This is a genomic window from Alkalicoccobacillus plakortidis (genome assembly GCF_023703085.1).
Taxonomy (GTDB): Bacteria; Bacillota; Bacilli; order Bacillales; family Bacillaceae_D; genus Alkalicoccobacillus; species Alkalicoccobacillus plakortidis.
The window spans coordinates 124,075-140,974 of record NZ_JAMQJY010000003.1 but is presented as its reverse complement, the minus strand read 5'-3'; the positions used below and the strand labels follow the sequence as shown (position 1 = coordinate 140,974).

18 protein-coding genes and 1 pseudogene are annotated in these 16,900 nt (G+C 39.7%); 7 read left to right on the top strand and 12 right to left on the bottom strand.

The window, feature by feature from the left end:
* Positions 1–189, bottom strand: coding sequence for a hypothetical protein (locus NDM98_RS18130; RefSeq protein WP_251610673.1), 189 nt, complete (start codon positions 187–189; stop codon positions 1–3).
* Between the two features lie 322 nt (positions 190–511).
* Positions 512–1,314, bottom strand: a pseudogene (locus NDM98_RS18125) (MeeY/MeeF family manganese export membrane protein).
* Positions 1,315–1,671: 357 nt separating this feature from the next.
* Here NDM98_RS18125 and NDM98_RS18120 point away from each other — a divergent pair.
* From NDM98_RS18120 to NDM98_RS18110, 3 genes are all read left to right on the top strand, one after another.
* Positions 1,672–2,343: a futalosine hydrolase gene (locus NDM98_RS18120; protein ID WP_251610669.1), complete on the top strand. Its 672-nt coding sequence runs from the start codon at positions 1,672–1,674 to the stop codon at positions 2,341–2,343.
* Entirely contained in the window at positions 2,340–3,182 is an 843-nt protein-coding gene (locus tag NDM98_RS18115) for a 1,4-dihydroxy-6-naphtoate synthase (RefSeq protein WP_251610667.1), read from the top strand. Before NDM98_RS18120 ends, NDM98_RS18115 begins: the two co-directional genes overlap by 4 nt.
* Before the next feature lie 66 nt (positions 3,183–3,248).
* A complete protein-coding gene (locus tag NDM98_RS18110) occupies positions 3,249–4,130 on the top strand; it encodes an alpha/beta fold hydrolase (RefSeq protein ID WP_251610665.1) in 882 nt (293 codons plus the stop codon).
* A gap of 294 nt (positions 4,131–4,424) precedes the next feature.
* Here the strand turns inward: NDM98_RS18110 and NDM98_RS18105 are convergent, their stop codons facing one another.
* The 7 genes from NDM98_RS18105 to NDM98_RS18075 form a co-directional block, all read right to left on the bottom strand.
* Positions 4,425–5,168 carry a DUF3891 family protein gene (locus tag NDM98_RS18105; RefSeq protein ID WP_251610663.1) on the bottom strand — a complete coding sequence of 248 codons (744 nt, stop codon included), beginning with the start codon at positions 5,166–5,168 and terminating at the stop codon, positions 4,425–4,427.
* 25 nt (positions 5,169–5,193) lie between these two features.
* The gene (locus NDM98_RS18100; protein WP_251610661.1) at positions 5,194–5,373 is read right to left on the bottom strand and encodes a transglutaminase family protein; all 180 of its coding nucleotides are present in this window, start codon (positions 5,371–5,373) and stop codon (positions 5,194–5,196) included.
* Entirely contained in the window at positions 5,343–6,044 is a 702-nt protein-coding gene (locus NDM98_RS18095) for a transglutaminase family protein (RefSeq protein WP_251610660.1), read from the bottom strand. Before NDM98_RS18095 ends, NDM98_RS18100 begins: the two co-directional genes overlap by 31 nt.
* Before the next feature lie 65 nt (positions 6,045–6,109).
* Entirely contained in the window at positions 6,110–7,021 is a 912-nt protein-coding gene (locus NDM98_RS18090; protein WP_251610659.1) for an alpha-E domain-containing protein, read from the bottom strand.
* 15 nt (positions 7,022–7,036) lie between these two features.
* The gene (locus tag NDM98_RS18085) at positions 7,037–8,434 is read right to left on the bottom strand and encodes a circularly permuted type 2 ATP-grasp protein (RefSeq protein WP_251611127.1); all 1,398 of its coding nucleotides are present in this window, start codon (positions 8,432–8,434) and stop codon (positions 7,037–7,039) included.
* Positions 8,435–8,699: 265 nt separating this feature from the next.
* Positions 8,700–10,034, bottom strand: coding sequence for a 3-phosphoshikimate 1-carboxyvinyltransferase (gene aroA / locus NDM98_RS18080; protein ID WP_251610658.1), 1,335 nt, complete (start codon positions 10,032–10,034; stop codon positions 8,700–8,702).
* Between the two features lie 54 nt (positions 10,035–10,088).
* Entirely contained in the window at positions 10,089–10,277 is a 189-nt protein-coding gene (locus NDM98_RS18075) for a hypothetical protein (protein WP_251610657.1), read from the bottom strand.
* A gap of 144 nt (positions 10,278–10,421) precedes the next feature.
* Between NDM98_RS18075 and NDM98_RS18070 the strand changes: the two genes are divergently transcribed.
* Positions 10,422–10,577: a hypothetical protein gene (locus tag NDM98_RS18070; RefSeq protein ID WP_251610656.1), complete on the top strand. Its 156-nt coding sequence runs from the start codon at positions 10,422–10,424 to the stop codon at positions 10,575–10,577.
* Between the two features lies 1 nt (position 10,578).
* Here the strand turns inward: NDM98_RS18070 and NDM98_RS18065 are convergent, their stop codons facing one another.
* Positions 10,579–12,090, bottom strand: coding sequence for an MDR family MFS transporter (locus NDM98_RS18065; protein ID WP_251610648.1), 1,512 nt, complete (start codon positions 12,088–12,090; stop codon positions 10,579–10,581).
* Positions 12,091–12,389: 299 nt separating this feature from the next.
* On the opposite strand from NDM98_RS18065, the gene NDM98_RS18060 reads away from it, so the two are divergent.
* Positions 12,390–12,746, top strand: coding sequence for a protease inhibitor I9 family protein (locus NDM98_RS18060; protein WP_251610646.1), 357 nt, complete (start codon positions 12,390–12,392; stop codon positions 12,744–12,746).
* A complete protein-coding gene (locus NDM98_RS18055; protein ID WP_251610644.1) occupies positions 12,727–13,506 on the top strand; it encodes a S8 family peptidase in 780 nt (259 codons plus the stop codon). The genes NDM98_RS18060 and NDM98_RS18055 overlap by 20 nt, the downstream gene beginning before the upstream one ends.
* Before the next feature lie 194 nt (positions 13,507–13,700).
* Here the strand turns inward: NDM98_RS18055 and NDM98_RS18050 are convergent, their stop codons facing one another.
* Positions 13,701–14,945 (bottom strand): helix-turn-helix domain-containing protein, encoded by a 1,245-nt coding sequence (locus NDM98_RS18050; RefSeq protein ID WP_251610642.1) that lies wholly within the window; start codon positions 14,943–14,945, stop codon positions 13,701–13,703.
* A 426-nt stretch (positions 14,946–15,371) separates the two neighbouring features.
* Between NDM98_RS18050 and NDM98_RS18045 the strand changes: the two genes are divergently transcribed.
* On the top strand, positions 15,372–16,112 hold the full coding sequence (locus tag NDM98_RS18045) for an NAD-dependent protein deacylase (protein WP_251610640.1): 741 nt from the start codon (positions 15,372–15,374) through the stop codon (positions 16,110–16,112).
* Positions 16,113–16,121: 9 nt separating this feature from the next.
* Here the strand turns inward: NDM98_RS18045 and NDM98_RS18040 are convergent, their stop codons facing one another.
* The gene (locus tag NDM98_RS18040; RefSeq protein ID WP_251610638.1) at positions 16,122–16,694 is read right to left on the bottom strand and encodes a M15 family metallopeptidase; all 573 of its coding nucleotides are present in this window, start codon (positions 16,692–16,694) and stop codon (positions 16,122–16,124) included.
* Positions 16,695–16,900 lie beyond the last annotated feature (206 nt).

Genomic DNA, 16,900 nt, shown 5'->3' with positions numbered 1-16,900 from the left:
TTAATGATTCAAAAAAAGGACACAGCCCTTTTTATTCTGGAACCTGAAATGACGGATAGTGAGATCATCAGGATAATGAAAAAACGCCTTAAAAGATTCAAGATCTTCAGCAATTTTCCCTGTTGCTCTAATTGATTTTGGCTTTTGTTGTTGATTAGATACTTGTAGCTTACGAGGGTGTTTTCTCATAGATGGCTCACTCCTTTACTCACACGATTTCTTCACTTAACGTTCCCAAGCAAGTGAAAAATCATTCATAAAATCAAATAAGTCATAAGCTATGGACTAGTGTCGGCTTAGGAGAGAGGAGGAGAGGTAAGAGTTTTTTTTGCAAGAATGCGCAACTAACTCGTTACAAGTACAAGGAGCGGATCTCGCTTATTTAACTCGACATTGTAAAATGAGTAACGATGACAGATGAGAGCAAGGCGAACCTAGAGAATAAATGATTGAATTTACCTGATCATATAAAAAAGCTGTTCCCGACATTGATGGCGGGAACAGCTTTTTGTTACATATTTTCTTTTATTTCTTTTTTCTTTTCTTCTATTTCTTCTGAGTTTTGTTCTTTTGAAAGGAACCAACAGCTAGTACGATTAGAACTAATACGCTATAGAAGAATACTTTCCATCCTGTAGAATGTGGGAAGTGAGAATCAATAATCGCAAGCTCTGGATGAGCTAATACGGTCACAACTAATTTAACTCCTACCCAACCTACGATAATAAAAGCCGCACTTTCAAGACCTGGACGTTTTTCAAGCAGTACAACAAATTTTGTTGCCGCAAAACGCATAATCAATAGACCAACTAATCCACCAATAAAGACTACCGCAAATTGACCAACATCAAGACTTCCGACCATACCTAATCCAGTTGGTGTCAAAGCCATAGCCAAAGCAACAGCTGCAAGAATTGAATCAACAGCAAAAGCGATATCAGCTAATTCTACTTTAATAACTGTAGGCCAAAATCCACTTTTTTTACGTTCTTTTTTCTTATCCTTATCAGGTCCGCCATGCTTATTCACCACATGTTTTCGGAAGAGGTGATTAAGAGCGATGAATAAGAGATAAAGGGCACCGATTGCTTGGATCTGCCAAACATCCACAAGGAGCGAGATAAGAAATAATGAAGCAAAACGGAAAACAAAAGCACCGGCCAATCCATAAAGTAAAGCTTTTTTGCGTTCTTCTTCAGGAAGGTGTTTAACCATGATTGCAAGAACTAGAGCATTATCGGCTGAAAGAACACCTTCTAACGCAATGAGTACTAATAACACCCAACTGTATTCTAAAATTAAAGCTACATCCATAATCTATTTCCCCTCTCTGATGTGCTTCTACCGAGCCAACACATGAGAAGGGATCAATCAATAGAAAAAAGACCCCTGCCATGTAATTGGCAAAGGTCTTGCTGAGCACTATGTATATCATGCCAACAAAGCCGGCGGACGTAATGTCCACGAAATGACGACTTTGTTTCAAGTTTATCTAATAAACTTGACGCTACTCCCCTTTGGAAGAAACCGTATTAAGTTATTTAAATCATATACTCGAACACATTAACTGTCAACTGTTTCTTCAAGATATAATTCTATTTAGTAGCAATAAGAGACGGATAAAAGATACACTAAGAAGGTAGCTTGGTTTAACCAAAAGGGGTAATTATCATGATAAGAGATCAAAGAGATTCAACAACACCGTCAATATTAATTATGACGAGTGTTGCAGCAGAAAAAGAGGCGATCGAACGAGGGTTGAGTGGTTCTAGTCAATTTCAAGTAGCTCTTACTGGAGTTGGCCCAGCCAAAGCAGCTGCAAGAACAGCAACAGAACTAGCCGCGCGCACATATCAATATGTCATAAATGCAGGTGTTGCCGGTGGATTTAGTGGGAAAGCTGATATCACCTCAATCGTTGTAGCCAGTCGAATCATCGCAGCAGATCTTGGTTCGGAATCTGTTGATGGTTTCTTACCAGTTGACCAACTAGGTTTAGGTAGCTCAGAGATCAAACCAGATCGTTCAAAGTCAACTGAGCTTGTGAAAAGGTTAGAGGACATGAACGCAACAGTTACGTTGGCACCTGTATTGACTTTAGCAACTGTAACGGGCACACAAAAAACAACAAATGAGCTAACTTCACGCTTTCCAGATGCAGCAGCAGAAGCGATGGAGGGGCACGGTGTCGCAACAGCAGCTGAACTTGCTCAGATACCTGTACTAGAAGTTCGAACCATTTCAAATCAAGTAGGTCCACGAGATCGAGATGCGTGGCAGATAAAAGAAGCACTACAAGCACTAGAACGTGTAGGACGTGCATTAACGGAGGTATGGTCATGAATATTGCATTTTCACCTTGTCCAAATGATACATTTGTTTTTCATGCGTTGGCACACGGATTAATCTCTGGAGCCCAAGCATTAGATGTAACATTTGCCGATATTGATATTACAAATACTTTAGCAGCTGATCACACGGGACCAGAGGTCTTAAAAATCTCATTTGCTGCCCTTCCATGGGTGTTAGACAAATATGAGCTCATCCCTTGTGGAGGAGCACTTGGACGTGGCTGTGGCCCATTAGTTTTAACAAAAGGTGAGCAGGATTCGAAGTCTCTAAGCGGCAAACGTGTGGCTGTGCCAAGCGAACGCTCCACAGCCTATCTATTATTTCGATTATGGGCTGCCCAAAAAGTGCCTGGTGGTGTCGGTGAGATTGTTGTTATGCCATTTCACGAGATTATGCCAGCTGTTCAAGAAGGGACAATAGACGCTGGATTGGTCATTCATGAAGCAAGATTTACCTATCAGAATTATGGACTCAATGTAGTAGCTGATATGGGCGAATGGTGGGAAGAAGATACAGGCTTACCGATCCCACTTGGAGCAATTATCGCAAGACGTTCAGAAGACACTACACAAATCACAAAATGGATTCGCTCCTCAGTTGAATATGCCTTTGAGCACCCTGAAGAATCAAAGGAATACGTGATGGCTCATGCTCAAGAAATGTCAGAGGATGTCGCCAATCAACATATTGAGTTGTATGTAAACGAATTTTCGCGTGATCTTGGTGATGATGGTTATCATGCAATTGATGCTTTGTTATCTAGAGCTGCAGACGAAGGTTTGGTCCCAAGTGTTGATAAAGATTTGTTGTATTCACTTAAAGGAAAGTAACCAACGTTTTAGCGGAAAAAAGAAAGGGAACGTAATTGGACAAGCCTGTGAGAGGAGAGGTTCAGCATGACTGAATTGGAATTTCAACTGGTTAAGACAAATAAAATGACCCTTCATGCCGTTACAGCAGGTCCGAGGAATGGCCCACTGGTTGTTTTATTGCATGGATTTCCCGAGTTTTGGTATGGCTGGCGAAACCAGATCAAACCATTAGCAGAAGCCGGGTATCGCGTACTTGTACCCGACCAACGAGGCTTTAATAAAAGCCAAAAGCCAGAAGGAATTGAGCAGTATACTCTTGATATTTTAAGAGACGACATTATTGGTTTAATAAAACTGTATAATCGTGAAAAAGCTCATATTATTGGACATGATTGGGGAGGGGCCGTAGCCTGGCATCTAGCATCTACACGCCCTGAGTATGTGGAGACACTGATTCCAATTAATATTCCACATCCAGCAATTATGCCAAAAGCCATGCTAACGTTGCCGCTTCAATGGCTACGGAGCTCCTATATGGCATTTTTTCAGCTTCCAGAATGGCCAGAAAAACTTCTTTCGGCTGACCATTTTGATGGTATGGCTAAAGGAATTAAGCTATCTGCAAGCAAGAGCAGCGCCTTTAGCCAAGAGGATCTTTTGCAATACAAAGAAGCATGGTCCCAACCCGGTGCAATGACAGCGATGCTAAACTGGTATCGAGCAATCCGTGCCGGAATACCCGAAGGATTCACCCAACCCGAAAAAGTAAAAGTCCCAACACGAATGATCTGGGGAGTAAACGACCCCTTCTTATCAAAAAAACTTGCTAAAAAAAGTATCGAGCATTGTGAGGACGGAACTCTCACATTCGTTGGCGAAGCAACCCACTGGGTGAACCACGAGCAACCCGATATTGTGAATCAACTAATTGCAAACTATCTAAAAAACCAAGCGGGCATCAATTGATGTCTGCTTGGTTTTTTGATGTGTGGAGGAGGGGAGAAGGCCTTGGTAAGGTGTGTGATCACTTGGTGGAAGGAACACGGTCTTGGAGAAGCGTGTGATCTCTTGATAGGAGAGGAAAAGGTCTTGGAGAAGCATCAGACCTCTTGATGAGAGCGGAAAAGCTCTTGGTAAAGCACCATCCCTCTTGCCAAAGCGCAGCCGCAGCGGCAAAAAACACCGATATCGCCAAGGAGCGATGTCGGTGTTTCTCCAATGATCTTGCTTTCTCCGCCAGTACAAAATTCCGCCACTCCATCACCGCAAAACAACGGTTTGTGTATAAGTAGAGAGCTTTTCCAATTCCAATTTTCCGTTTAGTTTCAGGTTTCCGGTTATTGGTAGTTCATATACTGGAAATGAGATGGTGATTGGTTCTTTGAAAGGAAAGGGTTCCAGTTTAATGTCGGTTTCGTTTATCCATTCTGCTTTTATGCCAGATGGTGCAAATGAAAAAGGTTGTGTGAAACCATCTTTGAACCATGATACTTCTTCTGATTTTGGGATACCCGGCTGATTCATACAGATATAGAGTGAGAGGTCATCACAAAATTGAAGTAGCTTAAAGTGCTCCGCAAGTTTCTTGGAGGTAGATTTCAAATCTATTTTCTTGAGTAGTGATTCTTGCCTCTGTTGCTCTTGATCAAGAAAGGTTTGAACCCCAGGCTCTGATGTGATTGATCCTGTGAAGAATGAACAATAGTGCTTGCTACAGAGTAATGCTGCGTAGGCAGATTGTTCCTGAACTTCATCTACACCATTTGTATAGGCTGTTAGTTTAGGTGTGAGAGGATATGAAATAAAATCGTAAGGCATATCTTGGTCTGCGTCTTTTTCGACGACCTCATCCAATGGAATCCACGCACGGTCATGTTCATAGATTCCGAATACTACGTCGGGATCAACGACTTCGCGCCAATGCGTAGCGATTTCTCCTGATATATGTGCATGGTCATGTTGTTTGATGCATTCAATTTGCTTCTCTTTTTGTCTAATAATCATCTAAATCCCCCATTGCTGTAAGCTTTTAGGATTCGAGCAGTGTGACACCAACTGATACATTAAGCTTTTGATTACCACCTTTATATACACCTTGTACAGGACTTACATCTGCGTAATCGCGTCCAGTACAGACACGAATATGATTCTCAAGTGCTTCTACATTATTTGTTGGATCTAAGCCAATCCATCCAATTCCTGGTGCCATGACTTCAACCCAGGCATGGCTGCAGCATCCCCTACAAGAGCAGAGTCTTCACCAACGTATAAGTACCCACTCAAATATCTGGCAGGGATTTGGTGCGCTCTTAAGATACCTAGCATGACATGTGTGATATCCTGACACACCCCGCTTTTTTGTTTAAATGCATCTGCAGCAGTGGTGTTCACATTAGTAGATCCTGGACTGTACTTGAATGTGCGGTATAAAAAGTCCATTAAGTCTAATGAAAATTGAATGGGGTTATCCATTGGGCCGATACTCTTTGTGACAAGCTGAATGTCATCATAGTTCAGGTAGGTATAATTGGTTTGAGTAAGGAATGCAAGATATTGATTTTGAAAAATAGATGAAATAAATATTTTTTGCATTTCCATCGAGTAATCCAGTTTTTTAATAAATGGACTTCGTTGGATGCTAACTATGGATGTTGTTTTGACTTCAAGTGATTGATGCTGTTCTGCTATAAAAAATGTCTCTACATGATTTCCCCATAAGTCGGTATGTGAAGAGGTAAGTGAAGAGGGAGTGATATCAGCACGGTAAGAGATCAAACGCTGACATTCATCCATTCTTGGTTTCAGTCTAATTGTGTTCAGGCTTTGTTCAACTGCCGAATCATAGGTAAATAAGTTTGTATGCACAATTTCGAACTTCAAATGCAGCACTCCTCGTTCTCTCGTCTCTTTTTAGGGAGGCAGGTTGTAATCGTATCATTAGATGCCTACGTGACTTTTATTCCTGAATATTGAGTCCGAAAAAAATCCAACATGTAATCCACTTCTAATGAGCCAAGTTCAAGTGATTGAATACTGTCAGTCATCTGAGTTAACGTTTCTTTTAAGTGTTTTGCATAACCGGAGCCTTGATCGCCTTCTACTTGTTTAATGGCGTACCAGGCGTGATCAATGCAGTAGCGGATGGATCTTGGGAAATCGGGATTAATCATTAAAAAGGAAAACACTTGCTGAGGTCTCATATAGGGCAGCTGTCCTCTTAGGTACGCGTCTGAACCTTTAGATAATTGAAGTGCTAAATTTAAGTAGTACGTTGTGTGTTGAGGTTGTTCTTTTAGCTTCTTGCAAATAGAACGAAGAATTCGTAGTGTATGATCCGCGCGTTCAATCCAGAACCCAATTTTAATTAGTCTGTAATCAACGCCTCGACTTGCAGTAGTTTCAATGACACCTTGCACGGATAGTGATGTCATTTTAACACGTTGTAACGTGCTCTGTATATGATAGTTAGACCAATTGGCGTCACTCCATTTAATCAAATAGAGATAACACTCATTTAGAATCATCCACAAATCGTTTGACAAGTGATCTCGGCTTTTTCTAGCATTTTCACGAGCAATTTGTATACATGTTCGCGTAGAGCTAGGGTTATCTGCTGAGAATGTAAGGTGTCGGATGATTTTTTCTAAGTCGGGACTTCCGTTTGTCATTAGGTTTTTGCGTTCTTCCCCGGCTGCACAAATATCTAAAATGACATCCCATTCTTCATTCATTAATAGATCCTCATCTGATGCCTCTAGTGCTTGTATTAACTCAACAGATAGAACATGCGCATGGTTCTCTGCACGTTCAATATTTCGTGCCATCCAGTATAACGAGTCAGCCACTCTTAACAGCATGTATCTGTTCCCCTCCTATGATTTAAGTACCCATGTATCCTTTCCTCCACCACCTTGCGAAGAATTAACAACTAGTGACCCCTTTTTTAAAGCAACACGAGATAAGCCACCAGGGATGACATGGGTATTCTTACCGGACATAACAAACACTCGTAGATCTATGTGGCAAGGATAAAACTGACTATTTTGGTATGCAGGTGCTCTTGAAAGCTTGATTGTAGGTTGCGCAATGTATTGATGAGGTTTAGCTATAATTTTTTCTCTGAAAAGTTGAATCTGTGCGGCTGTTGCGTGAGGACCTATTAACATGTCATATCCACCGGAGGCTCCAACATTTTTAATGACAAGCTGATGAAGGTGCTCGAGTACCCAATCTCGTTGCTTTTTTTCATTTAGAAAATACGTCGTTACATTTGGTATGATCGGATCTTCGTTTAAGTAATAACGGATCATATCCGGAACATATGCGTACATGGCCTTATCATCTGCGACACCATTTCCTATTGCATTTAAGATCGAGACATTACCAGCTTTGAAGGCGTTAAATAACCCTTCAACTCCAAGCAGGGAATCCTTGTTAAAAGCTAGTGGATCTAGATAATCGTCATCAATTCGCCGATAAATGATATCTACTTTCTCCAAGCCATAAATGGTTTTCATATAAACCAAATCATTTTCCACCATTAGATCAGAGCCTTCAACTAGTTCGATGCCCATCTTTTGAGCTAAAAAAACATGATCATAATAAGCAGAATTGTAGATGCCGGGAGTGAGCAGAACAGCATTTGTCTGTGTGCCAGTATGATTATCTGGTACATAATCTAAAATTGCTTCCCTGAGATAGTGCAATTGATTCTCTAATGTATGCAGGGAGTGAGACTGAAAAAATTCAGGATACACTTGTCGCATGACAAAACGGTTTTGATAGACGTAAGACAAGCCGGATGGATTCCGGAGATTGTCCTCCAAAACACAGTAGTGGCCGTTTTCATCACGGATCAGATCGATACCAGCTAAAAAGATATGGTTTTGAATTGGGAAGGGCAGTTGATGAATCAAATCATAATAGTGAGGATTATTATAAACAAGTTCTTTTGGGATAATGCCATCATTTAATATGTTCTGTTGATGATAGATATCCTCTAGAAAGTGATTTAAAGCAGTGGTGCGTTGAATCATACCTTTTTCAATACGAGCCCATTCAGTAGGGGGAATGATGATCGGGATAAAATCAAAAGGCATGGTTCTCTCTGTCCCAGTGTCATCTTGGTACACTGTAAACGTAATTCCTTGTCTTAAAAAGGATTGTTGAGCTAGTTCATGCTTCTCCTTTAACTCTTCTGAGGAGAAACCCTTCAAATTGTTATTGAAGTGAACATAATGGTTCATCAGAGATCCGTCCGTTTTAAACATTTCATCATAATAAGGAGCGGTTGTATACGGTTTTAATAAGGTCAATCGGCTCTCATCCTTTCGAGTGGTTTGAAAATACGAAATGATCTGACAATTAAAGATGTACATATATTTATCTATACACCGTCGATACCCCATTTTCCTCTTAATAAACAGAATGATTTATTTTTTACCGTGATTTCATTAATTAGAATGAATGTTAAAAATTAATCAAGATGTTATAAATAAAACGAAGCAGGCGCCTAGTCCCACTCCGTTTCGTTTACTATTTGTATTGTACAGAAACACCAAGATCTTTTAGTAGATCAAAGTATGTCGGACAAGTCTTTGAAACACAACCAGGATCATGAATGGTGATCCCTGGAACCTTTAAGCCAACTAATGCAAGTGACATAGCGACTCGATGATCATCGTAGGAGTCGAGTACAGCAGGTTTTGGTGTGCCTGGATAGATCGTCAGCCCATCAGCAAACTCCTCAACTTTAATACCTAACTTTGTCAGTTCTGTACAAATAGCTGAAATTCGGTCAGATTCATGATGGCGAATGTGCTCAACATCTCTAAGTGTAATAGGGCCTGAAGCGAATGGAGCTAATGCTGCAATCGTAAGAGTCTGATCAGACATCTCCTTCATGCTAATATCAAAACCCCCAAGTAGCTGATCGGTGCCAATTACTTCGATAAAGCTGTCGCCACGTGTAACGGTGCAGCCCATTTTTTCATATAAATCAACCATAAAGATATCAGGTTGATTGGTTTTCATATTCAGGTTTGTCACTTTGATGCGGCTATTCGTTAAAGCGGCCAATGCAAAAAAATAACTTGCCGTTGAAGCATCGGCTTCTAGATCAAGCTTTTGACCTTTGTAAACAGAAGGTGGGATAACCATTGTTGTTAACTCATCATTCGCTTCCACTTTGACACCAAAACGTTTCATGAGGTCTATTGTAATTTTCACATAGGCATGTTGAACAATATAATCTGGAATGGTTACCGTCACTTCATTCTCCGCATAAGGACTTGCCATTAATAAGCCACTAATAAATTGACTAGACTGCTTACCAGAAATGGTGACAGGTCCACCTTTCAGCCCTTGCCCTTTAATCTTTAAAGGGTAATAACCTTCAGATTCAATGGAAGCACCAAGAGTTCGAAGCCCTTCTAAAAGTAGTTCAACTGGACGTTGGCTCATCCGTTCACTTGCCTCCACAAACCATTCTCCACTATTTGCAGCAGCAAGAGTACCAGGTAAAAACCTTGCTGTTGTACCTGCAGCACCAATGTAGAGATTTGCCTGTTTGATCGGCCAGTCGCCTGCGCATCCGTTGATTTCGATGGTATCTCCATCAACTTTAGTCTCAATCCCTAATTTATTTAGTGTATCAATGCACCAATAGGAATCATCACTTCTAAGGATTCCAGAAAGGATAGAAGGACCTTCTGCCATCGCAGCAATAATTAGTGCTCGGTTGGTAAAGCTTTTACTGCCCGGAATACGAATGTCTCTATGGATCGACTTTTCTAAAGGACTTATTGTAACAGTCTGGACATCATTTAATGAAGACCAGTCTGATCTGGCCCTAGCATCTGGTGTATGCATACAATCACCTCGGTTAAATGTTATGACAATACTATATCATGAAATGAGTACAGTTTATTGCCTGAACGATCTTTTCCTTTCTAGCAGCAAATACACATTGTACCCCAAAAACGCAATGATAAATGAGATCGTGCTAGTCCAAAGAAGCATTAAGAAAATAATGTTTGAGTGAAACACACTTATGAATAGTAGCAAAATAACTAATACAATTAAGTTTAAACTCAAGCCTTTAAAAAAACTCATTCAGGATTCCTCCCCATCATGTGTTTCTCCAAGGTTATCGCGTCTGTAAGAGGATATCAAGGGCCTGAATGAAGGAGTTTCATTGAATGTTCTCATTCATTTTTATTATACTTAACCAAACAGACCCTTGAGGAGGTGTGTGCAATGAACATCTTTTTCTCTATTATTTCTGCATTAATTATGTTATTTCTTCTTTTTATTGTGATCGAAAAAGCGGTCCAACGAGGGATCGATTCTTCTAGGTTAGGTGTTTTAATCCAAGAATATATTGAAGAAAGACGGTCAGAAAAAAAGAAATAATTTAGTTAGCCTGATCTTCCATTTCTTTAGAGGTTAACACTCGAGTATTACCCATGAACGCAACCGTTACGCAAGCGATAGCAATCGGCACAAGGGCTAGTGTAAAGACAAACGTAATAGAATCAGACATAGCCTGTGTAAGTTCTGCAAGTAGATCAGCTGGATATCTCCCCTTGTTTCTGGCTTGGAAGATCTGCTGAATGTCAGCAGGTTCACTCACATTACCCGAGTCAGTCATAGAAGATTGACCAAGGCGCGATGTGAAGATGCTTGTTTGAATTGTTCCATAGATTGTAACGCCAACGGTCATACCAAATGAACGTAGAAACGAATTGGTTGAGTTGGCAGATCCACGAAAGCGAGCGGAGATCCCGTTTATAGATGCGGCAGGTAGGAGAGAAAATGAAAATCCAACCCCAAAACCAACTAACGCGATATATAGACTTAATGCCACTCTGGATGTTTCAATCGACATTCCAGACAACAAACTCATTCCAATGAAGAAACACGTAACAGAAACAGCCATTAATGAACGAAACGTTACTTTAGTCTGAAGCATTCCTCCAACCATACTGCCGGCAACAGAACCAAGCATCATCGGCATAAGGATAAAACCGGCGCTTGTGGCAGTTCCACCGTACACTGCTTGCACATAGATAGGAACAAAAACAGCTAGGATAATGAAGGTTCCTCCATATAAAAAAGCCAAAATCTGAGAAGTTGCAAATAACCGATTTTTAAACATCCAAAATGAGATAATGGGTTCAGAAGCTTTTCGCTCAACAAAAAAGAACGCGGTAAACATGGCACCAAACATACTAAACAGCAAAAGAATTGGCGTAGAACTCCATGCATACGTTTTCCCGCCTAATTCAAGAGCAAACATTAAACAAACAATGGCAATGACTAAAGTTGATGCCCCAAGCCAATCAATTTTTTGTTTAGCTGTGTTACGTTCCTCTTGGTAATGCCTAAGTATAAGAAAAAACGCAATTGCGCCAATCGGAATGTTGATGTAAAATACCCAGTTCCAACTAAGTGTGTCCGTAATAAAAGCGCCAAGCAAGGGACCAAGTACACTCGATAACCCAAACACCGCTCCAAATAATCCAGTCATTTTCCCACGTTTTTCAGGAGGGAAAAGATCGAATATAATGGTGAAGGCAATAGGCATCAGAGCTCCGCCACCTATTCCTTGAATGACTCTATAAGCAATAAGCTGATCCATACTTTGGGCAGTCCCACATAAAATTGAGCCCAGTAAAAATGCTAATAAGCCAAAAAGAAAAAAACGTTTACGTCCATACATGTCAGATAATTTACCGTAAATCGGCATACCAACCATCACAGCAACCATATATCCAGCTGTGACCCATACAAACTTTTCATAACTACCTAGATCAGAAACGATGGTTCCCATAGCTGTTGCAACGATTGTATTATCGATTGCAGCCATAAAAATCCCTAATAATAAACCCGCAACCACATATTTATTCCGCGAAGGCTCCGTCATATTTTATCTCCCACTATGTATAAATAATATCCAATCCCTCGTAGTTTATCACACAAAAGACACAGAATGAATCACTCAGTATTCCAATTTGATCCAAAATAAAACCGAATCTCTTCATTAAATGCGAAAATCAGTCTGAAGTACTAGGAAAATAGCCGAGACACACGTATGTAGGTTGTTTATTTTATTCAAAAATGATACAAGCTACATTTGAATTTTCCCAATACTCAGCTAAGTCGAATTTTGTTAGGGTTGGTAACAAGCCAGAAACAGTTTGGCAAACTACTAGGAGGGGTTTCATGAAATTTCAAGCAGGCAAATGGACGGTTGGTTTATCCGTATTGGTAACACTCTCAGCAATACCGGCACTTGCTGGAGCCGAAGAAGCGAAAGAAAGGTATCTGATTGGATTTAAAGAAGAAGCAGATGCCGCTACTTTTTCAACCCAGGCAGAAACACTTGAAAGCCAAGTAGACGTAGAAATTTTAAGAGAGTATGAGAATTTACCAGTTATTAATGCCGAACTGTCGGAGGAAGAGGCAGCAGCCCTTGAAGAACAGGCTTCGGTTGAATATGTTGAAAAAGACGTGAAGATGACGACATTACAAGAAGTACCTTATGGCATACCACAAGTAAATGCACCAAGCTGTACATGAGGCAGGTAACTTTGGTGGAGGCGCATCTGTAGCAGTTATTGATACAGGTATTGCTGAACATGAGGATTTGAACGTAGTAGGTGGAGAAAGTTTTGTTAGCACTGAACCAACCTATGAAGATCTTAACGGGCACGGTACACATGTAGCAGGTACGATTGCTGCATTAGATAACACAGTAGGTGTCATTGGAGTAGCACCGGATGCCGAATTATATGCAGTAAAAGTACTAGATAGCTTTGGTAGCGGTTATACAAGTGACATCGCAGCCGGAATTGAATGGGCAGCTGATCAAGGCATAGATATCGCCAATCTCAGCTTAGGAGGACCAACAGGATCACCAGTATTAGAGCAAGCAGCAGATTATGCAGAAGAACAAGGAACACTACTAATCGCTGCAGCAGGTAACTCAGGAACAAGAGGAATCGGTTACCCAGCAGCCTATGACAATGTGATCTCAGTCGCAGCCGTTGACTCATCAAATAACAAAGCTAGCTTCTCTAGCTTCGGACCAGAAAACAACATCGCCGCACCAGGTGTAGATACACTTAGTACGTACATTGGAGGAGAATACACAGAACTGAGCGGAACTTCAATGGCCTCTCCACACGTAGCAGGCGTAGCCGCACTAGTACAAGCCACCAACCCAGCAGCATCAGCTGAAGAAATCGGCCAGATCCTGCAAGAAACCGCCACACCACTAGGAAACGAAGAATTCTTCGGAAGTGGATTGGTAGATGCAGAAGCGGCAATTGGTAGGTAATGATAATAAAAAAACTCTCCGTGAAGGAGAGTTTTTTTATTATGCTTGGTCTAGCATCAGGAGGTAAATATGGGCCCGAAAGCAATTCGAAAGATGCTAGATATGATTGTGAGACATCTGTTTGTGATGCGACTAAGGCAAGTACAATTAGTAATGTACTTGCTAATATAGCTTTTTTCAATCTTAACACCTCCTTAATATAGTTCAATGTATTGTTGATAGAATTTATTAGACAGTTGAGAACGATTATTCTCACTATGCCATTTTGCCATTTCAAGGAGTGCGGGTTTTGAATAACTATACATATCATTTTTTTGTAGATAAGGAATATATTCTTTATCTAAAAATGCATAATATTTTTCACTATTTTCAAAACCGAATTTTAATTTTTTTGCTTGAAGTTTATTAAGTTTTGAAGAACTTTTTTCAATGTAATATTCTATTTCTTCTAGATAAAGTTCTATTTCTTCATCTTTTGAATTCATTTCCAAAAGTACTTCTACAAGAGCGGTAAGGGTAATAAGTAGATCTTCATTTTTTTCCTTTAAATCTGGAAGGTTTTTATAATAAACTACACACTCTTTTAAATACTCACTAGCTTTAGAGTAGATGTTATTTGATTTTAATAAAAGTGCAAAATTATGAAGTAGTTTATAGTAGATGTCAGTTTGATTAAGCAAGCGAGCGTTTCTCAGAAGATTTCTGTAAACATTTTTAGATTCTTCAAAAAGGTGCATATTCTCATAATTGATTGCTAAAATCATTTGGATGTGAATTATCCGTATGTAGTTGTTTCTATCTTTAAAAAGTTGTAACGCTTCTTGAGCATAAGGTATTGATTTTTCATATTGACCTAGTTTTGTGAAATTTAATGCTAGATTATAAGATAGCTCTTGAACTGTGACATTGTTACTGTTCGCTTTTAATCTTAAAAAATGATTGATTGATTCGTGTGTTTTACCTTCTACAGCAAGGTAAACACCTATTAAATTTTGATACAATAGATCTTCTAAAGGTGAAAGATTTGTCCGGTTTTTTTCAATAATTTTAATGTGTTCATTACCTATATCATTTTTGTTCTTTTGTAAGTAATATCTACCTAAGTAGATATGATATAGGTTAACTAGGTTGGTACGGTTATAATAATCTTCTTCACTTTCAATAAGAGTTCTTAATTGATTTGATCTTTCAAAATCGTAATAAAAAATAGCATCTGAGAACTCTTCTAATTGCTCAGTTAAAATCCCATATCGCTCTACCTCATCATTAATATCAAGGCCAAGTCTTTCCATTAGCATAGATGCTGTTTCTTTGTTCACGCTGTATGCGTTGTTCTCAATCTTAGATAAGTGAGGGATCGAGCAAATTCCGTCTGCTAGTTCTGCTTGTGTAATTCCGCTTTTTAAACGGTAGTATTTGATAATAGGTCCAAATTCCATGCTTCACCAACCCGTGTCTATAGTTTTCATTATAAAGCAAAATCAGTTAATTTGGAGATGATTATGGTGTTTTTCTATTGGGAAAAACATGGTTTACTATTAGGTCTAATCTCTTATGTAAGGCGATTGTAGCAAGCAATCACGCTATTATCAAGAAATATATTGGAATAAATAGGGGAATCAAGTCTATTGAAGTGTGTTAATGGAAATTTAAGATAAGGTATATATCATGTGGGTTTTTGCTAGGTATTTTATCCTTTTTAGTTAGGCATAAGCTCTTGAATATGAATGATCTCGTTATATTGGGAAATAAGGGTTTCCCCAAGCATGCCAGATGGTTCACCATGTTAAAAGCCATCACAATTTTAGGTGTATAACTATTTGTTATAATAAGAAAACATAGTATCAGAGAGAGGGGATCGAAATATGACAGATGTTAATAGGTTAGCCGAAATGATTCAAAGTGCTTCGGCCATCACGATTTTAACTGGTGCAGGTGTCTCAACTGCGAGTGGAATTCCTGATTTTAGATCTGCAAATGGATTATGGATGGAAGACCGTTCGCGAGAGTACTATATGTCGAATCGTTATTTTTCAAAGAATCCAATTGATTTTTGGAAAAAGTATAAAGAGATCTTTCGAATAAAGCTATTACAGAATTATGAGCCGAACGCAGTTCATACTTTTATTAAGGACCTTGAGAAGATAAAGAAAAACATCTTTGTCATCACTCAAAATGTAGATGGTCTACATAAGGCAGCCGGTAGCAGAGAAATTATTGAGTATCATGGATCGCTAGATACCGCCTCTTGCCCTGTGTGCGGAACCAAAGTATCTTTTGACCAAATTTTGAAAGAGGACGTACCTCATTGTATAAATGTGAGTTGTGGATCAATTGTGAGACCAGATATTGTTCTGTTTGGTGACCCGATTCTAAAACATAACGAGGCAGAGAGATGTGTGCAGTCTAGCGATCTTTTGATTACGTTGGGTACATCATTACAAGTAAGTCCTTTTAATCTTTTGCCTGAGTACGCCGTGTATGACTGCGGAATTCCAGCAGCAATTGTAAATAGGGAACTAACTGTGATGGATTCCTTGTTTTCATGTAAAATTCATGGCGATCTGAGTGAAACTATACTTGAATTAGGTAGAGAGGTTTTTTAAAAAAGCTCTCTACTCGTGTGCTGGATAATATCCACGTTGTAATTCATTAATGCTATATCCAAAGTCCATTTGTAAATGCGGATAATCTTTGAATCTTGTCCAGTCGCCACCCCATGTGAAACCTAGATCCTTGGCTATGGCGACAACCTCCATCCAATCGGCTTCTCCGTTATCATTTCCATCGTAGTTAAGATCCCAGATCACATCACCATCATCGGTTTTTAGGGCGAAATCTATAGCCAGTCCATAATTGTGATAGGATTCGCCACCTTTGGCATGTGTTACGATCTTGTCTCCTGACTCTCTTCCCCTATCATAAAGAGAATCCTGATCTTCTATTGTACGAAAATCGTCTGTAATGACGACTTGAATATCCTTTTTCTTTGCTTCTTCAACAAGTTCATCTGCCTTTTCGGCGACAACAGGATGAAGATCAGTTGGAGGTTCGCTTTCTTCGTCACCTTTTGCGAAGGCTTCGTGCGGACCATCTAGTTGTTTCTCCTGATAGAGAATCACTAGAAAGAGGCATAAGGTAAGTAGGATGAATCCCCAAGAAAGAGCTATTCCTATTTTTGCTTTCATTCTATGAAACTCCTTTTTCTGATTTTTGTCGAAACTTCGTCTATTGTAACGTAGATTAGCAGATTTTAATACTGAACGATTCTTGAAAATTATGTTAGGGGAGAGTAGAAACCCGCGAGAAAGCGTCGTTACCCGTGTGAGGAGAAAGGATACCCGCGAGTATCCCACCCGAATTCCCGCAGCAGAAGCAAGCACCCACAAAAATT

Coding starts and splice junctions, on each gene's coding strand:
- NDM98_RS18130 (WP_251610673.1), bottom strand. CDS start 189: ATGAGAAAACACCCTCGTAAGCTACAAGTATCTAATCAACAACAAAAG.
- NDM98_RS18120 (WP_251610669.1), top strand. CDS start 1,672: ATGATAAGAGATCAAAGAGATTCAACAACACCGTCAATATTAATTATG.
- NDM98_RS18115 (WP_251610667.1), top strand. CDS start 2,340: ATGAATATTGCATTTTCACCTTGTCCAAATGATACATTTGTTTTTCAT.
- NDM98_RS18110 (WP_251610665.1), top strand. CDS start 3,249: ATGACTGAATTGGAATTTCAACTGGTTAAGACAAATAAAATGACCCTT.
- NDM98_RS18105 (WP_251610663.1), bottom strand. CDS start 5,168: ATGATTATTAGACAAAAAGAGAAGCAAATTGAATGCATCAAACAACAT.
- NDM98_RS18100 (WP_251610661.1), bottom strand. CDS start 5,373: ATGGCACCAGGAATTGGATGGATTGGCTTAGATCCAACAAATAATGTA.
- NDM98_RS18090 (WP_251610659.1), bottom strand. CDS start 7,021: ATGCTGTTAAGAGTGGCTGACTCGTTATACTGGATGGCACGAAATATT.
- NDM98_RS18085 (WP_251611127.1), bottom strand. CDS start 8,434: ATGTTTAAAACGGACGGATCTCTGATGAACCATTATGTTCACTTCAAT.
- aroA (WP_251610658.1), bottom strand. CDS start 10,034: ATGCATACACCAGATGCTAGGGCCAGATCAGACTGGTCTTCATTAAAT.
- NDM98_RS18075 (WP_251610657.1), bottom strand. CDS start 10,277: ATGAGTTTTTTTAAAGGCTTGAGTTTAAACTTAATTGTATTAGTTATT.
- NDM98_RS18070 (WP_251610656.1), top strand. CDS start 10,422: ATGAACATCTTTTTCTCTATTATTTCTGCATTAATTATGTTATTTCTT.
- NDM98_RS18065 (WP_251610648.1), bottom strand. CDS start 12,090: ATGACGGAGCCTTCGCGGAATAAATATGTGGTTGCGGGTTTATTATTA.
- NDM98_RS18060 (WP_251610646.1), top strand. CDS start 12,390: ATGAAATTTCAAGCAGGCAAATGGACGGTTGGTTTATCCGTATTGGTA.
- NDM98_RS18055 (WP_251610644.1), top strand. CDS start 12,727: ATGCACCAAGCTGTACATGAGGCAGGTAACTTTGGTGGAGGCGCATCT.
- NDM98_RS18050 (WP_251610642.1), bottom strand. CDS start 14,945: ATGGAATTTGGACCTATTATCAAATACTACCGTTTAAAAAGCGGAATT.
- NDM98_RS18045 (WP_251610640.1), top strand. CDS start 15,372: ATGACAGATGTTAATAGGTTAGCCGAAATGATTCAAAGTGCTTCGGCC.
- NDM98_RS18040 (WP_251610638.1), bottom strand. CDS start 16,694: ATGAAAGCAAAAATAGGAATAGCTCTTTCTTGGGGATTCATCCTACTT.